Below are 20,317 nucleotides of genomic sequence, written 5' to 3' on the forward strand. Positions count from 1 at the left end.
GGGCCCCGCCCCGCGTATTGAATGCATACACTTCAACAAAGGAGCAACCGGCAGATGCATGCAGTGAAAATCCTCGCTTCGCTCTTTCTGCTAACCCTGCTGAGTGCCTGTGGAACCAACATGAAACCCACCGATTTTGCCAGCATGACACCTGAACTTAAACTCGAAGACTATTTCACCGGTCGCACGGTGGCGACCGGCCTTTTCGAAGACCGCTTCGGCAACGTGCGCAACCAGTTCGTCGTCACCATCGACGGCACATGGGATGGTCGCACCCTGATCCTGAACGAGGATTTCGCCTATTCCGACGGCACCAGCGAATTCCGTCGCTGGGAAATCGTGAAGGACGGCGAAAATCGCTACAGCGGCATCACCGAGCAGGTGATCGGCCGTGCCGAAGGCGAAACCTCCGGCAATGCCTTCAACTGGCAATATGATTTCAACCTCAAGGTCGGCGACGATATCTGGAAAGTCAGCTTTGATGACTGGATGTTCCTGCAACCCGATGGCACGCTTCTCAACAAAGCGACAGTGACACGCTGGGGCTTCAAGATCGGAACCGTCTTCCTGTCGTTCCGTCGCGTGGCCAACGAGGATGCGGAAGCCCGCCCGGCACCGCTCGCCGCCACCGGCTCCTAAGGGAGAAGGCGGCGAGTAAGGCTGAAGAACAAACCGGCCGGCAGCAGCCGCAGGATTTTCATCAGGAAGGCAAACCGGCGGGGCGTAGTGATTTCAAATCGCTTGCCCCGCAACCCTTTATGGATCGAAAGCGCAGCAGTGTCCGCATCAATCAGGAACGGCATCTCGAATTCGTTGCGGTCAGTCAGTGGCGTTGCCACAAAGCCGGGATTGACAAGCCGAAGGTCAAGCCCTTCCCGCGCCAGTTCCGGCCTCAGGGCTTCCGCCATATTGATGAGCGCAGCTTTCGAAGCACCATAGGCCGCAGCCCCCGGCAAGCCACGATAGCCAGCGAGCGACGCCACAATAACAATCTGGCCGCTGCCCCGCGCCCTCATGAGGGGCAGAAGTGCCGCCAGGCCATGCACCACGCCGAAATAGTTAACCTCCATAAGGGCTCGGTAATCGCTGACCCTGAAATTCTTCCCCCATGTGGGGATGTGATTGCCCGCGTTGAGAATGGCGACATCCGGAACCATACCCGCCACCCTAAGCGTGTCGGCCATTGCCCGCATGCCCGGCTCATCCGTCACGTCGCCCGGCAAGGGCCGGATTTCGCCGGGCAGGCTACTTCCGGCCGCGACGACTTCGTCAAGCGCCTCGCGCCTGCGGCCGGTGATCACAACGCGGCAGCCTTCCGCCGCATAGAGGAGCGCGAGGGCACGGCCGATGCCGGTTCCTGCCCCGGTGATCCATACTGTGTACGGCTTCGCGGTCATGGCTGACCAGCCTGCGTGGCTGACGAATCCCCATCTGGCGCACCGTCCGTGCGGCGGAACTCGATCTCGCTGCCGTCCTTGTGCCGGAATCGCATGCCGAGCCAGTTGCCGTCGTCGTCATAGGACGAGCGGATATTCAGATCACCCGTGACCGCATAGGTATTGGCATCCGGCTGTTCGCCGTCAACGGGTTGAATGGATACCTTGTTGACCTTGCCGGTGATTGTGTTGAAAAGCGCCGAAGCCTGCATCGCGGCCGGGTTCCAGTGATTGGTGGTGGCGAACTTGCCATGGGCCGCTTCAAGCTCGGCGATTTCATCCGCAGTCAGCTCGACCTTGCGATCGGTGCCATTGTCATCAACGTGCGTTGAAATCTGCCGCAGCCTGTCACCACACCAGACTTCGCGGGAGGTGTAGTCATACCGGAAAACGGTGACAAACAGCAGCTTCACCCGCATCCTGGTGCGGATATCGGCCACAAGCCGCCCGCCTTCCTGCTCCAACTGAATGGTATGTTCACCGATCTTCTTGCCGTTCCGATAAACATCATAGGCCGCCGGGGAGACAAGCTCGTCCGCGGGGCTGGCCGCCGCCACACACTGTGGCTGGTCCGCAACCTCGCCGACTGAACTGGCGGGAACAAGGGAGGTGCCAAGAAGCAATAGGGCTTCAAACATCATGACCAAAACGTCCCTGAAAGATGAATGTTCCTTGGTACGCAGCCAAGTGGCAAGTTGGATCAATTTCGGCCCGCAACCCGGTGCGAGTTTACAAATTGTTATTGCCGCATTGGTATAGAGCTGGATCAAGGCACCCGTCACGGCGCCCCATTTACGAAGGCAAGTTCAGGATATTGATGTGAAGACCCAGTTCGACGACCCCTTCCACCCGCTTCGCTGCAGCGCCTGCCGTGACCCCGAAAGCCTCGGCTTCGACTTCACCATGGCCTTTCAGCCCATCTGGGATATCGAACAGGACCGTGCCTACGCCTACGAAGCCCTGGTTCGCGGCGTGAACGGCGAAGGCGCGGGGCACATCCTGTCGCAAGTGACGGACGCCAACCGCTACCGCTTCGATCAGGCATGCCGCGTGAAAGCAATCGAGCTGGCCTACAACCATGGCATCCTCGACATGCCCGACTGCAAGGTCAGCATCAACTTCCTGCCGAACGCCGTTTACCGCCCCGAGACCTGTATCCGGGCGACACTGGAGATCGCCTCCGGCCTGAACTTTCCGCTCGACCGCATCATGTTCGAGGTGACCGAAGGCGAAAAGGTTCAGGACACGCGACACCTCAAGAATATTTTCGACGAGTATCGCCGCCACGACTTCACGACGGCGATTGACGATTTCGGCGCCGGCTATTCAGGCCTGAACCTGCTTGCCACTTTCCACCCGCATGTCCTCAAGCTCGATATGGAACTGATCCGCGATATCGACAGCCACCCCTCGAAAGCCGCCATTGTCGCCGGCGTTCTCCTGACCGCGAGCCGGATGGATATCGAGGTGATTGCCGAAGGCGTTGAAACGCGCGCCGAGCTTGAAACGCTCCGCAACATGGGCGTGCGCCTGATTCAGGGCTATCTGCTCGCCCGCCCGCAAACCGGCTGCCTGCCGGCTGTCGCTGCTTTTTGAACCGGCTCTGACGCAAATCGCAACAGGGCCTCCTCAGGCAGATACAGGGAAAGTCTCCCAGGCACCCTCGATCCTCTCGCCATCAAAGAGGACGATATCGCCGAATTGCAGGAAAACAGCCTCGCTCTGGTTCGGACGGAAGAAGACATAATCATCTGGCGCGAGCGCGACATTCGTCGACCCTGTGAGCATTTCCTGATTGCTGGACCGGCCAAAGAGGCTGCTGTACTGCAGACCCGGCGGCGATACCGGCGTTGCCAGCCAGTGCCCGCCATAAATGAAAAAGGCCCTCTCCGCGTTGGGATCCATGAAGCTCAGGGGACGGGTCAGCCACTCATGTCCCGGCAGCTGCATCGGGCCCGCCTTGATAACCGGCGTTGCAATGAAGCTTGCGGGCACATGATGATCAAGCAGGGACAGATCGAAATCGGCCGGTTTCACAAATGCAGACCCGACTGAAACCTCGTTCGCCACGGTTCCCTTTGTGTGGCGAAGATAGGTGGGGCTGCCCGCACCATTGAGCGTGAGGGACGTCGGATCGACCCCGAGCTTGCCCTTCAGCACCTCAATGGCATCGCGGTAGATCGCCTGCGATTTGCCGTAGGCGTCTTCCATATCGCCCATTTTGGGCACGTGCGGGTCATATCCCATCAGCCCCGTTATTGCGACATGGGGATAAGCGCGGGCCTTGTCCGCCACTTCGGCTATCTCGCCCGCGCTTTTGAAACCGCCCCGATGCAGGCCAATGTCCAGTTCGAGGTTAGCCCGCAGGTTCATCCCCCGCCCTGCTGCAATTTCAGCATACTGGCCAAGCCGGGACTGCGTATCGATCAGCCACTGAATACGACCCGCTGTCTCGGCCCCCACCTTGTCGATAAACGCGGCAAACTCGGCGGCTGGCAGCGGTTTGCCAAGCAGGAGATCCGCCCCTTCTCGCGCGGCCATGATCTCCAGCATCGCGCCGTTAAAGACCATGAAACGACTGGTCCCCATGCCTGCCGCCACATGGTCGATCAGTCCCATGGCGGGCAAGGATTTCACAACGACACGAAGCGGCAGCCCAGCGGCGTCCACCGTCGCACGGGCGGCGGCGATATTGTGATCCAGTCGCTTCTTGTCGATCACCAGAACCGGATGCGCGATGCCGGCTTTTCGGAGGGCGTCCGAAAGGGCGACAAAATAGCTGTCATGCGCACCGCCACGATCTTCCTTGCGGGACGCCAGCAGTGCCGCACCGCCAAGAATGGCCGCGCCGGCACCAAACATGGCCGCCCTGCGTGTCCACAATTGCCCTTTTTTATTGTCAGCCATCAAGGAATACCCCCGTCAGATAATCATTGAGCATGCGGCCATCCGGATCGAGCATGCGGCGCACTTCGCCGGCGTCCTTCCAGCGCGGATAGAGCCCCGCAAAGTCGCGCGCCTTCAGGCTGTGCAGCTTGCCCCAATGCGGCCGCCCTTCATAGCGGCGGAAGATCGGCTCGACGATGCTGAAGAAGAAGTCGTGATCTTCCTTATAGTAGGCGTGAACCGCGATTGACCCGCACTCACGGCCATGGAAGGGCGACAGCCAGGCATCGTCTGCCGCGATCACACGCAGCTCCATCGGGAAAAAGACATCCTTCCGGTATTTTTCAATGGCCGCGAGTATCTCCCGGATAGCCGGGATATGGGCCTCGATCGGCAAGTGATATTCGATTTCATTGAACCGTACCGGCCGCTCGTTCGACAGCAGTTTCCACCCCTCATCGACCGTTTCTTCCGCCGGCAACTTGGCAAGCTCCGATGCGGCCAGCCGCCGTCGCAGCCACGGCGCGAACTCGAACCAGTCGCGCAGCTGCTTCAGCCCCATCAGGGCCTCGACATCCGTGTCGGGCCCGCGCGGCCTTACCGGCAGGTCGGTAACATCATGGGTAATGACGACCGAACGGTCCGTGAAGGGCAGGACATAGAATTCAACGTTGCGATGGCGGGTCCGCAGCGTCGGCCAGTCCTCGAACACTTCTTCGGTCGGGCGCAGCTCAACCCGTTTGAGTACGCGCGTGAGCGGTTGGTTCTGCAGTGTCACCGCTGTCACGACCCCGAAAGCGCCGAGCCCCACCCGCGCAGCATGGAAAATGTCCGCGTTGGTTTCGTGGTCGCATTCGATCAGTTCCCCTGTCGGGGTGGCGATGCGCATGGCAATCACGGAGCCATGCACCGCCTGAATACCGCGCCCCGTGCCGTGGGTGCCCGTCGCGATGGCCCCGGCGATCGATTGCTTGTTGATATCCGGCAGGTTGACCATTTCCTGCCCGACAGCCGCGAGGGCGGGCCCGAGGTCGGCGAGGCGCGTTCCTCCGAGCACAGTGGCGCGGCTGGTCGCCGGATCATGGTCGACAAGCCCCGACATGCCGTCGAGCGTCAGGAGCGTGCCATCCGTTGGCACAAGTGCGGTAAAGCTGTGCCCCGATCCGACCGGCCGGATCGGGCCCGGCGCATCCCTCAGAACCGCAAGCAGCTCATCTTCGCCTCGCGGCGCGGCGCGCTGGCCCGGATAGGCATGCTCGATCCCCGACCAGTTGCGCCACAGGAGGCGGCCGTCCGCATCCTGCAAGGGCGGCAGTGCCGGCTCGCGGTCACGCATGTAATTTCTTCCGGCGACACCACCGGCGGCGGCAAGCCCGACACCGGCAACACCGCTTCCGACGAGAAAAGCCCGCCGTGTCAACTTTCCCATCAGTCCCTCCCTGCCATGAAACGGATCAGCGCCTGATAATCCTCTGGTGAACAGGCGAAACACTGGCCGCCCGCCGGCATGCCGTTGATCCCGCCGATGGTGCTTTCCAGAAGTGCCTTCTCGCCCTTTGCCCAGCGCGCATCCCAAAGTGTGCGATCCCCGGTCAGCGGCGCACCGGTATCCAGCACCGTGTGACAGGATTTGCAGGACTGCTGGTAGAGGCCGGCAATGCGGGGGTCCGTGGGCGCGAGGGCAGCGCTTTCCTCAGGCGTCAGGGGCTTTGCAGGCGGTTCGCCCTCGCACGCCGCCAGCACCAGCGAGCCGCAGACCACCAACAAAGCGGCCGAGAGTGGATGTTTTTCCCGATATTTCATGCCTTCCGCACCTTGCCCCAGTTTGCAGCTGATGCTAGATTATAGTCATGACTATAATTTTGCAATAGCCCAAGACAGGACAATCCCGAGGGCCTGTGTTGAGCCCCGGCAACAAGCCGCCGAATGCCCGAAGGAAATCAGTGTTGGCCAGAGCGAAGAAAGAAAACCCGAGCCAGGGCAAGGTACGCCGCTCCACGCGCGACCGCCTTCTGGACATGGCAGGCATCCTGCTGTCGGAAGTCGGAGTGGAGCGGATTTCAACCAACATGATCTGCGAGCGCGCCGGCGTCACGCCGCCTGCCCTCTATTATTATTTCGCAGACAAGTATGAAATCCTCGTCGCCCTCGGTGAACGTCTGATGGAACGGCAGAATGAAGCCCTGATGCGCTGGCTGGCACGCCACGCAGGCGGGGGCATCGATGCTTATGCCGCCAGCCTTGAGGAACTGCTGCGCGAAACGGCGGAGATAACCGAGGCCGAACCGGGCGGCATCTGGATCGAACGCGCCCTGCACGCAACGCCGCGCCTCGATCATGTCCGCATTGAATCGCACCGGATCGTGACGGAAACGCTGACCGAGGCGTTCGCACCTTCCCTGCCCGATATCCCGCGTGACGTTATCTGGCACCGCGTCCGCATGCTTATCGAGTTCGGCTATGTCGCAACCGAACTTCTCCATGCCGGGAGTGGCCTGGACCGAGACAGGGTCCTCGCCGAAACCGCCCGCATGCAGCAACTGGCGATCATGGACCTGCAGCGCTGACCTCATTCCCCGGACCAGCTGCCGCAGGTGGTCCGGGGATGCATGCTGTTTACGCTCGGCCGGAGCCCGCGTCAGTTCAGGTCAGGTAAGCTGGTCGATCCGCGTACCCAGGGCGCGCCTGCCTCTTCGAGTGCCTTCTCGAAGGCCGGGACCGTACCGCCAATCAGCGTTTCGAGGCGAGCTTTGACACCCTCGAATGCTTCAAGCGCATAGCCCAGTTGTTCACGGCTCTGGGCCGTCGGGCCATAGCTTGTCGAGCTGCTGAACTTGGCAAAACCGACCCGGCTGCTGATGGTGGCGGGCGTTGCCCCCATAAGGTCGCGCGACCGCTGGCCGTCGATGGCTTCCTCAAGGCTGAAGAGCTCCGCACGAATGGCAGCGAACCGGGCTTCCAGTGCATCCCTGTTGGACGTCTGGTCAAGCGCCGTCCGATAGCCTTCAAGCCGCTTCTGCAGATCGGCAATCGTGATGCTGGCCGCCTTGACGGCTGCTTCCGCCTTGACCACCCGCTCCTGGAATGCTTGCGCTTCCTGCAGCGTCGGGCTTTCAAGGGACGGGTCGATATATTCGGTCACCTTGAATTCGACCGGACCTGCCAATTCCCTGATCGCTCCATTCTCACGAAGATTGAGCGTAGCGGTATATTGCCCCGGCAACGCCCTGACGCCCTTGGGCTCGCCATACCATGACGGTTGCGGTTCGTTGGTGACGGGCTCTTTCAACGCATGGTGAAGATCCCAGGTAACCCGCTGGACGCCCTTCTTGTTCGTGGCCGGCACGTGACGGACGATGGCGCCCGTCGCATCCTTGATGGTCACGAAAACGGCGGGCCCTTCTTCGCGGCGTTCCGCTTCAAGCACATCCCACGCCGGGAACAGCACACCCTTGCCAGCTTCAACGGCTTTCTTGTCAGCTTCGACACGCTTTTCTTTGGCCGATTTGAAGCTGTCTTTCAGATAATAGGTCAGCATCGCGCCGTAGGGCGGGTTTTCTGCCACCCACTGGTCGTCACCCTGACTATCGCTGTGAAGCTCGTCCTCGACATAAAGCAGGGTCTCCGGGTCCGCGAACAGCAATGCTTCCTTCTCAAGAGCGGCCGCATTGATGCTGCGCAGCGGGCTATAGTCGTCAAGGATGAAGATGCCCCGGCCGAAGCTGCCGGCAACGAGGTCGTTTTCACGGCGCTGGATGCGCACATCGCGGAACGAGATGGTCGGCACGCCGCCCGTCAGTTCGATCCACTGTGCACCGCCATCAACCGTGAAATAGAGACCGAACTCTGTGCCAAGGAACAGGAGATCCTTGTTCACATGGTCCTGCGTGATGCGCCAGACGAGGGTCTTCTCCGGCAGGCCGCCGGTGATCAGTTGCCAGCTCTTGCCGAGGTTGGTGCTCTTGATCAGGTACGGCTTGTAGTCGCCTTCCTTGTGATTATCGAGCGCCGCGTAAACGGTATTGGCATCGAAATTATCGGCGCGGATATCGTTCACATAGGCGTTCGCGGGCACGCCCTTGATCTTGCCAATCTCGTAGCGGGTCCAGTTCTGGCCGCCGTCGGTCGTCACCTGAATAAGACCGTCATCCGTGCCGACATAGAGGATATTCTCGTCCACGGGGCTTTCCGCCACGTTCGCGATGGTGTGATAGTCGGACATGGCATAGAGATCCCACCCGGCTTCCGGCCCCCAGGTGCGGTCCATGACGGGCATGTGCAACCGGTTGCCGTTGCGGGTCAGATCGCCCGAGATCGGGGTCCAGCTGTCGCCGCGATCATCGGACCGCCACAGGCGCTGCGAGGCATGATAAAGTCGCTTCGGATCATGGGTCGACACATTGATCGGCGCATCCCAGTTGAACCGCTCGGCCGGCTCGCCCGGTTTGGGCTGGGGCTGGATGAAGGTGCTTTCGCGCAGCTTGCGGTCGTGGCGTGTCAAGCTGCCTTTCTGCCACTGGGCATAGACGATATCCGGATTGCCGGGTTCGGTGGCAGGCTGATGACCATCGGCACCAAGGATCAGATACCAGTCGGAATTCTTGATCCCTTCCGCCCGCATGGTGCGGCTCGGGCCGCCTTGGGTCGAGTTGTCCTGCGTGCCGCCATACACATTGTAGAAGGGGTAATCATCGTCTGCGGCAATCTTGTAGAACTGGGTGACCGGGATGCTCTGCATGAAACGCCAGGTCTTCATGTCGTCCCGGCTTTCGTAGAGCCCGCCATCAGACCCCACAAGGATGAAATCGGGGTCAGTCGGATGGAAGGCGAAGGCGTGGTCGTCCACATGGCGGTTTTTCACATTCATGGTTTCCCATGTCTTGCCGCCATCTTTCGAGACCGCACTTGCGTTGTTCGACATATAGAGCATGTCGAAGGTATGCGGATCCGCGAAGAGTTCCTGATAATAGTGGGGACCGGTGCCGCCACCCACCATGTCGGACATTTTCTCCCAGCTTGCGCCCTTGTCGGCGGAACGCCAGATACCGCCCTTACGCTCGTCCAGCTCGATCGCCGCATAGACCACATTCGGGTTCATCGGCGACACAACGAGGCTGGACTTGCCCATGTTGGTCGTCGGCAGGCCATTGGTCATCTTCACCCAGGTCTCGCCGCCATCGTCAGACGTATGAAGCGCCGAACCCGGCCCGGTGTTCACGAGCGCCGCGACCGTGCGCTGGCGCTGCCAGGTGGCAGCATAGAGCTTGTTCGGGTTCTCGGGATCAATGGCCACGGAGCCAACGCCGGTCCATTCATCGCCTTCAAGGACATTGCGCCAGGTCTTGCCGCCGTCGGTTGTCTTGAAGAGGCCGCGCTCACCTCCCTTGGACCACAAGGGGCCCTGTGCCGATACCCAGACGGTATTCGAATCCGTCGGATGAATGATGATGTCGCCGATATGTTCGGACTTGCCGAGGCCCATGTTTTTCCAGGTCTTGCCGCCGTCCATGGACTTGTAGACACCATCCCCGAAGGCGATATGGCGGCCACCATTATTCTCACCCGTCCCCACCCAGATGATGTTCGGGTTACTCGGATCGAGCGTCACATCGCCAATGGAATAAACCGCTTCATTGTCAAAAATCGGCGTCCATGTGGTACCCGCGTTGACGGTTTTCCATACGCCGCCGGAGCCGATGCCCACATACCATGTGTTCGGGTCGGCCGGGTCAACGGCGATATCGGCAACGCGGCCGGACATATAGGCCGGCCCGATGTTCCGAACCTTCAGCCCTTCGAACGTCTTGGCAGACATCGGCTTATCATCTTGCGCGCCCATGGCCGGCGTGGCCGCGAGCATCATTGCGATGGCAACATTCATTCCGAGTTTCATAGGTTCCCCCCAATTCGTGTCTGTTCTACTGCATTTTCGTTTGGGAAACGGCTTCCCAACCACATCGAAAAGTCACTTCAGTCAGATGTGTTTTGTTACACAATAACAAAACACATCCTCTAAACCTTTGTTATGATCTACGGCGCCGCACACTTGCAGTACGCGTCACCGTCAGTTTCCCGAAAACCGGATGCCGACCTTGAAAGACCGGCCGGCCTCAGGCAGGCCAAGCTGGGGCAGTATCAGGGCGTCGGTAATATTGTTCAAGGCGCCATAGAACTGCCACACGCCGAGACCGGTCTCTTTCAGAGGGATATAGAATTTCGCGTTAAACTCGGTCGAGCCGTCCAGCCGGGCGACGCTGCCGTCCTCGTTCTCGTCAAACGCATGGCCGGTATGGTTCATCTCGACCCGCATGTTGGCACCGCCTGTGAATGTATGATTGACGGCAAAAAGCAGTTGCCCCCTCGGGCGCTGATACAGGGTGGGACGGTTGCCATCCTCGTCCCGGTCAGCATTGAGATCCTGCCACAAGGCACTGGCTTCCAGTGTCAGCGCCTCGGACACCTGCCAGATCGCGCCGGCCTCGATACCGTATCCGCGAGAACCTTCAAGATTATATCGCTGAGTGAGCGAGACGCCGTCCACCATCACCCTGCGCTGCGAAAGCGTATCGCTGATGCGCGTGAACCACGGTGTGAGCGACAGTTGCAGCGGTAGTGCTTGCGGTGCCCACTCGAAGCTCAGGTCCCCGACAAGTGCGGTTTCCGGCCTCAAGTCGGGATTGAGGAGAAAGCGGCCGAGTGCCGTGCCATAGAGTTCGCGCATGGTGGGGAACCGCGTGCGCAGCCCAAGCGTCGCTGTGATTGTAAGCTCATCTGACGCCAGCCACTGCGTTGCACCGCTTGCCGCCCATTTCGAGATCGCCGGCTGCGTCGGCCGCCCGCCGGTCAGCGGCGTCGATGACCGGTCATAGGCAAAGGCAACCGAGGTCTTGACCGTCTCGCCCAGGGGCACATCCACTTCGCCGCCGATGCTATAGAGACGCTGCCGGAAACGCTCAACGTCGCCGTCCACGCCATTTGAAAGATCCGTCTCGAACTGGGTATGAGTGCTTTGCTGCAGGGAGGTAACCAGACGGGTCGTCATGTGCGACCAATCTGTGGCCAGCACCAGCCGACCGCCATAGGTGCGATCCTGATCGTTTTGCTGGTCTTCCGCCACGCTATAGGTGACGTCGCTATAAGATACGATCGCCTGACTGAACCGCTGGTGCCATGTGTTGACACGCAGATTTGTGCTTTCCCCGAGCCTGATATCACCGGAGAGGCCAATCTGCCGCATGTGCCAGTCGGGATATCGCCAAAAGCGGGGGCTGGCTTCGGCGGGGTCCAGATGCGCGGCAGCGGCGATGCCCTTGTCCGCGTCGATATCCATTACGGACAGGCGCAAGGTGCCCCACGTTTCCTCAAGCGCAGCAGCGCCAAAAAAGCTGGTGCTCGTCAGATCGGTGTTGGTGCGCCCGTCGCCCGCAAGCGGATCGAACGGAATGGCTTTCCTGTCCGCCACACTGATGGCATCGCGGCTGAAATGGTTGCCGCCAAACTGCAGGCCCACATTACCGACCGGCACATAGGTCTCGCCTTCCACAAGATAGGAACCGTGGGTCCCTGCCTCGCTCCGGGCGCTCAGTGTAAAGTCATCCCCCGTCGCAAGGGTGGAGATATCGACAACACCAAGCACGGCATTGGCACCATATTCTATGGGAGCGGCGCTTTTGATGATAGTAGCCCGCCGGATCAGGCTCGCCGGGAACAGCGACAGGTCGGCACGGCCGTCCCACGGCACGCTGATGGGTGCGCCATCGATATAGAGTTGGGTCTGACGCTCTTCCGAACCCCGGAGGCGGAGGACGGCCTCCCCGCGGGAATTGGTCCTGACCCCCACGCCCATGACGCCGCGAAAGACCTCGGTAAAGTCGGTGGGAACCGTCCGCCTGAAATGCTGTTCGTCAAGCTTGAGGGCGGGTTGCAGAGCGCGATCTTCGCTCCTGACAGCCAGAACGCTGATTTCCTCAAGACTGGATGTCGTCACCTCTGCCGCCCGGGCCGGTGGTGCCATCAGTGCCGACACCAGAACGCAGGAGACAACCGCGCCAGATGCGGTGGTTGCTGATAGTCTCCCGGGAAGATCTGAGATACACGAACGACCCATATAGCGAATACTGTTCCTTGTTTATCCGACTGCACCGAAGGCTCGGCAGGTATGATGAAGCGGCACTTTTCCGTCTCTCAGAATCTGAAGACGGACCATCAAACCTGATTAATGAATTACGGCCACCAGCAGAAGCACACCTAAAGTTTAGCAGGCACCCGCCCCCTGATCGGCCCGGTGATTGCGGCAACAAGCAGACGCTGCGCAATCCCGACCAAGCCACCACCGCGCACGGTAGCGGGATTCTCTTCCAGCCACAACCAGCGCAGGCGGCGCAGCAAAGGCCGAAGAGGTGAAACGGAAAAGCCATTTGTGCCGTTGCCCAGCATCGAGACAGCGCCTTCCCTGCCTCAAAACGTAATATTTATTTTATTTTTATTGACGATCAGAATTTAAATTGCATTCTGGTCACGGGAAGGGATTGGCTGCGTGCAGCCAAGTATGATGGAGGAACCCGTGGCTGGCATTTTCAATCTGTTTGCTCCGCTGCCGGCCACCGCGCCACTGACCGACAAGTCGGAAATCGACCGCCTGTACAAGCGGCACCGGCTGCGGGTGATGCTGGCGATCACGCTTGGCTACGGCATCATCTATACCTGCCGGCTTGCCCTTGGCCTCGTCAAAAAGCCATTGATCGACAACGGTATTTTCACACCGGATGATCTGGGCTTGATCGGATCGGCGCTTTTCTATGCCTACGCCATCGGCAAGCTGACGAACGGTTTTCTGGCCGATCATGTGAATATCAAGCGCGTGCTGGCGCTCTTTTTCCTGATGACGGCGCTCTGTAACATCGCCATGGGCTTTGTTGGCGCCGTGGGCGCCGCCGTCCTTATCTGGGGTCTTAACGGCTGGTTCCAGAGCTTCGGGGCACCCGGGAGTGTGGTCGCCATGACGCACTGGTTTTCAAACCACGAGCGCGGCCGCATGTATGGGATCTGGAGCACCGCCCATTCCATCGGCGAGGGGCTCACCTTTCTTGTCGTCGGATCGCTTGTTGCCCTGCTCGGCTGGCGTGCCGGTTTCTGGGGGCCGGGGTTGATCGGCCTCGCTGTCGCGCTCGTTTCCTGGCGCCTGCTGCAGGACCGGCCCGCCTCGCTTGGCCTGCCCACGGTTGCTGACTGGAAGAACGATCATTATGAAAGCACCAGCCCCACGCAAGGCGCAGCCTCGGTATTCCGCACCCAGATTGCCATCCTGAAGCTGCCGGCGGTCTGGGTTCTGGCGCTCGCCAGTGCCACCAACTATGTCACCCGCTACGCCATCAACTCATGGGGTGTCCTCTATCTGCAGGAAGACCGGGGCCTGACACTCCCCGAGGCTGGCACGCTCCTGATGATCAGCACGCTCGCCGGGATCGCCGGGGCCATTGCCTATGGCTTCGTGTCCGACAAATTCTTCAATGCGAAACGCCCGCCAGCGAACCTTGTGTTCGCACTGATGGAAATCGCCGGGCTTCTTCTCCTGTTCTACGGGCCAGATAGCATGCCGGTGATGGTGATTGCCGTGCTGCTTTTCGGCCTTGGCATGACCGGCCTTGTGACCGCCCTTGGTGGCCTTTTCGCCGTGGACATATGCCCCAAGCGGGTGGCCGGGGCTGCAATGGGCGTGATCGGGGTGTTCAGCTATATTGGCGCCGCCGTGCAGGAGCATGTGTCCGGTATCCTGATCAATGATGGCATGACGATCACTGAAGGTGTCCGCCACTATGATTTCGACGCCGTCATCCTGTTCTGGATCGGCTCGTCCGTCCTTTCAACCCTTCTTGCCGCAAGCCTGTGGCGCACCCGCCTGAGAGATTGATCCATGCTGAACCCGTCCCGCCATCTGCAAGCCATGATCGACGCCGCCCGTGCGGCCGGCGCCGGCCTCATGGAAGACCAGAAGACGCTCGACACGCTCGAAATTCGCCGCAAGGGGCCGGCCGACCCCGTGTCCGCCGCCGACGAGCGCGCCGAAAAAACCCTTCGCACCCTGCTTGCTGCGGCCGAGCCTTCCTTTGGCTTCCTCGGCGAGGAAGGCGGCCTGGTGAAAGGCTCCGACCCCGATCATTGCTGGATTGTCGATCCCCTGGATGGCACTGCAAACTTCCTGCATGGCACCCCGCTTTTCGGGGTGAATGTGGCGCTTGCCCGGGGGAACGACGTGATCGCCGGGGTCATCTATCTGCCGGCCCTTGATGAGATATATGCTGCAGAAAAGGGCAAGGGCGCCTTCTGCAACGGCAGGCGCATACAGGTTTCAAAGCGCAACAACCTTTCAGAAGCAGCGCTGGCCTGCGGCATTCCCTTCGAAGGCAAGCCCGACCATGACCTGTTCATGCACGAGATGCAGTTGCTAACCCACCGGGTGGGCGGTATCCGGCGCACCGGGGCGGCGTCGGTTGATCTCGCCTTTACCGTTGCCGGGCGCTGGGACGCTTACTGGGAACGCTGCACGTCAGCCTGGGACATGGCGCCGGGCACGATCCTCGTGGCCGAGGCCGGCGGACGCTTCTGCCATCCCTCGGGCGATGACTGGACCATCGATGGCGGCGCCATCCTCGCCACCAACGGCGCGGTCCATGACGAATTGCTGGGCATCCTGAAAGAAGCCAAAGCGGCACGTCGCTGAGCCTTTTTTCTACCCTCAAGGCATAAAAAAGCGGGCTCGGGAATATTCCCGAGCCCGTAGTCTTGTGGCCCCGCGTGTCAGCGCGAGGATCGGTCGGACGGCTTGTCCAACCCCAGTGCCGTGGCAATATCTTCCCACGGCACAAGCTTGAAATTCTGGTGTTCTTCCGGTGCGATGTTGCGACCGTCCTGCGCGATGAAGGCGCCGTGCGGGAAGGCCGGGCCCATGGGGGCGGCCGTCACATCAAGCCCGTCGGTTTCCGAAGAGCCATCGATGCCGGTGCCATCGCCCGCCACTACGGTGAAGGAGCCGATATAGGCATGCGGGGCCTTGCGGTCGAACACCGCATAGCTGTTGTTGCCTTGGCTTGAAAGCACCAGATACCCGGTACCATCGTGGCCATAGTAGATCGACACGCCTTCAAGGTCGTCCTTGAGCGCCGGATTGGTATCGACGGACGTGACCATGGTGCGGGCATCGCCGGTTTCAGGCTCGGCGCCATATTTCCAAAGGGCAACGTCTTCTTCGGCAATATAGAAGGCACCGGTTTCATCATCGGCCACACAGCCCTCGGCCTGACTGCCGACCGGGAACTTGCGAACCTCTTCGATCTTCACCTTGCCGGGCGCGCCTTCGATGAGCTTCCACTGATGCACGGTGCCATCTGCGTCGTTCCCGAGCACATAGGTGCTGCCGTCTTTCGCACTTTGATACATGCACATGCCGTAAGGGTCCGACATGGTGGTTTCCTGCACGCCGTCCGACACGTCTTCCATCTTGCCGGTGGCTTCATCCATCCGGAAAATGGAGATGCTTTTTTCCGTGCGGTTGGTGGCGGTGACGAGCGTCATCGGGGCGCCGCCGATCTGCACATTGTAGCGGATGTCCACATTGTTCACCCTGCCGACCGGCAGATACTGGTGCACAGCACCATCCAGCGTATAGCTATAAAGTCCGCCCTTCTTGTTGGTGCCAAGGATAAGGCTTTTCGCCGGATCATCAGGGTGCAGCCACACGGTCGGGTCATCCGCCGCGTCACCGTCATTCACCACTGGCGCGGTTTCCACGCTGGCCGAAACCGGCTTGAAGTCGAACTCGACCGGGCGGTCCTGCCCCAGCGCCTGCCGCTTGCCAAGGTCCAGCCCCTTGGCCACGCCTTGCCAGTCAATCAGCTTGAAGTTGGCGCCAGTATCATTGCTGTTGTCGGCAACGAGAAGGGTGCCATCGGCATAGGAAATACCGTCCCCCAGATCGTCCACGCCGTCGATACCGCCCTGCTCCGCGATCACGGCGCTGCCCAGATAGGCGTTGCCGGCATTGAGGTCATAGACATTGACGTGCGCGGCACCGGCATCACCCGCCAGCAGCACGGCCTTGCCGTCGGCATCCCGCACGAGCGCCAGGCCCGCGACTTCGCCCTTGATGTTGCCGAAATCACGGACATCGACGAGCTTCGGCACCACTTCGGCTTCCGGGTTGGCGTCGAAACGCCAAATGCCAACGGCTTCTTCCGTTACATAAAGGGAATTCGTCCAGGCATCGGCCACACAGAATTTCGGTTCCGTGCCCAGCTGCAGGGTGCGGATCTGGCGCCCAGCGACCTTGCCATCTGCCTTTTCAAGCTGCCACTGCTCGATAATGCCATCACTGCCGAGGAGGAAAGCATAGGTCGCGCCGTCAAGGTCGCTTTTATAGGCGCACATGCCTTCAAGGAGGCGCCCGGCCTTCACCGGCTTATCCATCAGGGCCGAGGGGGCAGCGTCAGGCGCACTTGCATCCAGCTTCCACGCCTGCAGTTCCAGCGACGAGGTATCAAGTGTCAGTAGCATGTCGCCGACAAGGGCGAGGCCTTCCACCTTGCCACCGCCGAACGAGGTCTTGAAGCCCCCGTCGCGGCCATAAACTTCCACACCATCTTCAACCGCACCGAAGATTCGCGCGTTCGCCCCTGTGCCCCACAGAAGGGCAATGCCTGCACTTTCGGTGCGCGAGGGGGTGGTTTCGGCCGAAGCAGCCACATTCACGAGCGAACGACTCGGCCCCGACTGCGTCGGCTGCTCGGCGGAACAAGCTGAAAGACAGGTTCCTGCGAGCGCTGCGACGAGGGTCGACGACCGTATATAGTTACCGATAGGCACTGATTTTCTCCCTTTTTCACTCCCTGCCCTGCACTCGATATGGCAGGCAATCCGCCACATTTCAAGAAAAAAGCAACAAATCTTCTATTTTCATTTAACAAAGGAATTTAAATTCTATATTGTATGCGAGAGCGGCACTGGGGAGTGACCGCCTTTGGGCCTTGGGGAAGGCTCATCCATATAGACACCCGGCAAGCCGCAGTGCGGCCACGCGAGGGGAAAAGGGGAGATGAAATGCACAGGAACAGCTTACTAAATGCACTGCTCTGCAGTTGCCTGACCTTGACCCTGGCGCCTGCCGCCGCGGTCATGGCGCAGGACGCAGCGGAGGGCAACACCGCCATCAGTGACGCCACGGGCCGCGGTTCGGTCACCGGCCGCGTGATCGACGCGGGCTCGAACCTCGGTTTCCGGGGCGCCATCGTGAAGGTCCGTGAACTTGGCATTCAGGCCAATACGGGCGCAGATGGCGACTTCCGTCTGCGGGATTTGCCCGCCGGCACCTATACACTGGAAGTCAGCTATATCGGCGCTGAAACAGCGACACAGACAGTGACCGTATCCGCCGGCCAGACCGTTTCGGTCGATGTGGCGCTTTCCTCCGCCGTCGGCGAGTTCGAGGAAATCATGGTCGTCGGCCAGAAGGCGCGCGCCCTGAATGCCCTCAACCTGAAACGCTCGGCGGCGGTGGTGAGCGACTCGATCACTTCCGATTCCATGGGACAGTTCCCCGACCAGAACGTATCGGAAGCCGCACGCCGTATCGCCGGTGTATCGGTGGTGAACGACCAGGGCGAAGGGCGCTTCGTCACCATTCGCGGTGCCGACCCGAACCTCAACGCTGTTTCCATTGGTGGCATTCGCATGCCGTCGGCCGAAACCGATGCCCGCCAAGTATCGCTTGATGTGGTGGCGTCCGAACTTCTCTCCGGCATCACGGTGAAAAAGACCATAACACCGGATATGGACGGCGATGCCGTTGGCGGTACGGTCGAGGTTAAAACCTTCAACGCGTTCGACCGCGCCGACACCTTCGTCAGTGCTACGGTCGAAGGCAGCTACAACGACCTGATGAACAAACTGTCGCCCAAGGCCGCACTTTCGGCTTCGAAGCGCTTCAAGGTCGGTGAGGAAAACGAGCTCGGCATCGCCGTCGCCGGCAACTATTTTGACCGCAAGTTCGGCTCCGACAATGCCGAGAACGGCGAAGGCTGGGATACGGCGGAATTCGGCGGTCAGGAATTCTATATCCCGATCGAGGTTTCGCAGCGCCCGTACCGGATCAGCCGTGAACGCGTGGGATTGGTCGGCAATATCGACTATCGCATCGCCAGCCACAGCGAAGTGTATCTGCACACGATCTATAGCCGTTTCTCCGACACCGAAGGCCGCTCGGCGACCGACTTCGAATTCGATGATCCGGAATTCACCAGCCTTTCGGCGACCAGTGCGCTTGCCAACAACGGCACCTACGAGCTTGGCAAATCGACGAAGGACCGGACCGAAACCCAGTCCGTGATGTCGCTCAATCTTGGCGCCAAACACATGACCGACGCCTGGACCGTTGACTATCAGGCGGCCTACTCGAAATCGAAGGACAATTACAGCAACCTCGAAAGCGCGTGGGAAGGCGACTTTGATGACGACCTTTCGGTCGGCTACCAGCTTTCGGACAAGAATCCGAAGGTGATGCAGATCATCGCAAGCGACATGGACGCCATTGCCGATATGGACGCCTATGAGCTGGATGAGTTCGGGCTGGAATCAAGCGACTATGCCCAACGGCAATGGACCTTCGCTGGCAATTTCCAGTATGACTTCACAGCTGGCGATGTGCCTGCCTTCATCAAGTTCGGGGCGAAATCGACCCGTAACAAGAAGACGGCGGACGAAACCAACACGGTCTATGACGATTTCGACGAGGACTATACCCTCGCCCACGACAATCTCTCGACCACGCTGGACTATAGCCTTGCCAATGTGGGGCCGTTTGCCAACATTCCGGGCATTCGCAGCTTCTTCGATGCCAACAACGGTTCGTTCGGCATCAATGATGAAGATACCTATATCGACAGCAACGCTGCCGACTTCGAAATCCGCGAGAATGTGACGGCTGGTTACGTCATGGGTCAGGCGGACTTCGACCCGCTCCTGATCGTTGCCGGCGTCCGGGTGGAACACACCAAGTTCAGCGCCGATGGCCATCTTCTTTCAGTGAACGAGGATGACGAAACGCTGGAGATTTCTCCCGTTTCGGCGAGCAAAAGCTACACCGACTATTTCCCGAGCCTGAACCTGAAATACAGTGCCGGGGAAGCGGTAATCATCCGCGCCGCCGCCAGCCGCACCATCGCCCGCCCGAACTACAACGATGTGGCGCCGATCTATGAAAGCGCCATCGAGGAAGGCGAGCTTGAGGGCAGCTTCGGCAACCCGGATCTCGACCCCTACAGCTCCAAGAACCTTGACCTGTCATTCGAATATTATCCGGGTGACCTGACGATGATTTCCTTCGCGGCCTTCTACAAGGACATCAAGAATTTCATCGTGACGGCCGATCTTGGCGGTGTGCCGGGCCAATATGAGGATTTCAATGTGGCGATCACCAAGATCAACGGTGAGAGCGCCACACTGAAGGGCTTTGAAGTTTCGCTGCAACAGCAGTTCAGCTTCCTGCCCGCACCGTTCGACGGGATGCTTGCCAACGTCAACTATACCTACGCTGACGGCAAGGCCCACCTCGACCTCGGTGACCGCGACATGCCGCTACCGAACCAGTCAAAGCATATCTTCAACGCCTCGCTCGGGTATGAGAAGGATCGCCTCGGCTTCCGCTTCGCGGTTGCCTACAAGGGCAAATACCTGGCGGAGATTCTGGACCCTGAAGACCCGGCCTTCGACAATTATGTCGATGCCCACATTTCCTACGATTTCACTGCTGACTATGAAATCACGGACAATGTGAAGCTCGCCTTCAAGATCCAGAATATCAACGGTCGCCCGTTCCATTCCTACTTTGCGAACAAGCGCTTCCCGGGCCAGTACGAAGACTATGGCTGGACCGGCAGCTTCGGCATTACCGCCAAATATTGAAGAAAAAGGTGCCGCCCCACGGGGCGGCCTCTTTCCCTGGGGAT

At 60.0% G+C, this 20,317-nt stretch carries 14 protein-coding genes; 6 read left to right on the top strand and 8 right to left on the bottom strand.

Going from position 1 to position 20,317, the window contains the following annotated elements; all coding sequences use genetic code 11:
- Window positions 1-54: 54 nt before the first annotated feature.
- On the top strand, window positions 55-639 hold the full coding sequence (locus OU694_RS07265; protein WP_308910312.1) for a DUF3833 domain-containing protein: 585 nt from the start codon (window positions 55-57) through the stop codon (window positions 637-639).
- Here the strand turns inward: OU694_RS07265 and OU694_RS07270 are convergent.
- Entirely contained in the window at window positions 636-1,397 is a 762-nt protein-coding gene (locus OU694_RS07270; RefSeq protein WP_308910313.1) for an SDR family NAD(P)-dependent oxidoreductase, read from the bottom strand. The two genes, OU694_RS07265 and OU694_RS07270, sit on opposite strands and share 4 nt — an antisense overlap.
- Complete coding sequence (locus OU694_RS07275; RefSeq protein WP_308910314.1) at window positions 1,394-2,077, bottom strand: DUF6134 family protein; 684 nt, start codon at window positions 2,075-2,077, stop codon at window positions 1,394-1,396. Before OU694_RS07275 ends, OU694_RS07270 begins: the two co-directional genes overlap by 4 nt.
- Window positions 2,078-2,255: 178 nt before the next feature.
- Here OU694_RS07275 and OU694_RS07280 point away from each other — a divergent pair, with 178 nt between their 5' ends.
- The gene (locus tag OU694_RS07280) at window positions 2,256-3,032 is read left to right on the top strand and encodes an EAL domain-containing protein (RefSeq protein WP_308910315.1); all 777 of its coding nucleotides are present in this window, start codon (window positions 2,256-2,258) and stop codon (window positions 3,030-3,032) included.
- A 33-nt stretch (window positions 3,033-3,065) separates the two neighbouring features.
- On the opposite strand, the gene OU694_RS07285 is transcribed toward OU694_RS07280, so the two are convergent.
- The 3 genes from OU694_RS07285 to OU694_RS07295 are packed head-to-tail and all read right to left on the bottom strand — an operon-like array spanning window position 3,066 to window position 6,125.
- A complete protein-coding gene (locus OU694_RS07285) occupies window positions 3,066-4,343 on the bottom strand; it encodes an alanine racemase (protein WP_308910316.1) in 1,278 nt (425 codons plus the stop codon).
- The gene (locus OU694_RS07290) at window positions 4,336-5,751 is read right to left on the bottom strand and encodes a D-arabinono-1,4-lactone oxidase (protein WP_308910317.1); all 1,416 of its coding nucleotides are present in this window, start codon (window positions 5,749-5,751) and stop codon (window positions 4,336-4,338) included. Before OU694_RS07290 ends, OU694_RS07285 begins: the two co-directional genes overlap by 8 nt.
- Complete coding sequence (locus OU694_RS07295) at window positions 5,751-6,125, bottom strand: c-type cytochrome (RefSeq protein ID WP_308910318.1); 375 nt, start codon at window positions 6,123-6,125, stop codon at window positions 5,751-5,753. The genes OU694_RS07290 and OU694_RS07295 overlap by 1 nt, the downstream gene beginning before the upstream one ends.
- Before the next feature lie 143 nt (window positions 6,126-6,268).
- Between OU694_RS07295 and OU694_RS07300 the strand changes: the two genes are divergently transcribed.
- Window positions 6,269-6,889 (top strand): TetR/AcrR family transcriptional regulator, encoded by a 621-nt coding sequence (locus OU694_RS07300; protein WP_308910319.1) that lies wholly within the window; start codon window positions 6,269-6,271, stop codon window positions 6,887-6,889.
- 71 nt (window positions 6,890-6,960) lie between these two features.
- On the opposite strand, the gene OU694_RS07305 is transcribed toward OU694_RS07300, so the two are convergent.
- Together OU694_RS07305 and OU694_RS07310 are read right to left on the bottom strand one after the other, a co-directional pair.
- Window positions 6,961-10,215 (bottom strand): WD40/YVTN/BNR-like repeat-containing protein, encoded by a 3,255-nt coding sequence (locus OU694_RS07305; RefSeq protein WP_308910320.1) that lies wholly within the window; start codon window positions 10,213-10,215, stop codon window positions 6,961-6,963.
- Between the two features lie 171 nt (window positions 10,216-10,386).
- On the bottom strand, window positions 10,387-12,309 hold the full coding sequence (locus tag OU694_RS07310; RefSeq protein ID WP_308910321.1) for a TonB-dependent receptor plug domain-containing protein: 1,923 nt from the start codon (window positions 12,307-12,309) through the stop codon (window positions 10,387-10,389).
- A gap of 576 nt (window positions 12,310-12,885) precedes the next feature.
- Between OU694_RS07310 and OU694_RS07315 the strand changes: the two genes are divergently transcribed.
- Together OU694_RS07315 and OU694_RS07320 are read left to right on the top strand one after the other, a co-directional pair.
- Window positions 12,886-14,232, top strand: a complete 1,347-nt coding sequence (locus tag OU694_RS07315; RefSeq protein ID WP_308910322.1) for an MFS transporter — start codon at window positions 12,886-12,888, stop codon at window positions 14,230-14,232.
- Window positions 14,233-14,235: 3 nt separating this feature from the next.
- On the top strand, window positions 14,236-15,042 hold the full coding sequence (locus tag OU694_RS07320) for an inositol monophosphatase family protein (protein ID WP_308910323.1): 807 nt from the start codon (window positions 14,236-14,238) through the stop codon (window positions 15,040-15,042).
- Window positions 15,043-15,119: 77 nt separating this feature from the next.
- On the opposite strand, the gene OU694_RS07325 is transcribed toward OU694_RS07320, so the two are convergent.
- Complete coding sequence (locus tag OU694_RS07325; protein ID WP_308910324.1) at window positions 15,120-17,180, bottom strand: phytase; 2,061 nt, start codon at window positions 17,178-17,180, stop codon at window positions 15,120-15,122.
- 282 nt (window positions 17,181-17,462) lie between these two features.
- Between OU694_RS07325 and OU694_RS07330 the strand changes: the two genes are divergently transcribed.
- Window positions 17,463-20,273: a TonB-dependent receptor gene (locus OU694_RS07330; RefSeq protein ID WP_308910325.1), complete on the top strand. Its 2,811-nt coding sequence runs from the start codon at window positions 17,463-17,465 to the stop codon at window positions 20,271-20,273.
- Window positions 20,274-20,317 lie beyond the last annotated feature (44 nt).

Origin of the sequence: Pseudokordiimonas caeni (assembly GCF_026719705.1) — a bacterium.
Taxonomy (GTDB): Bacteria; Pseudomonadota; Alphaproteobacteria; order Sphingomonadales; family Kordiimonadaceae; genus Gimibacter; species Gimibacter caeni.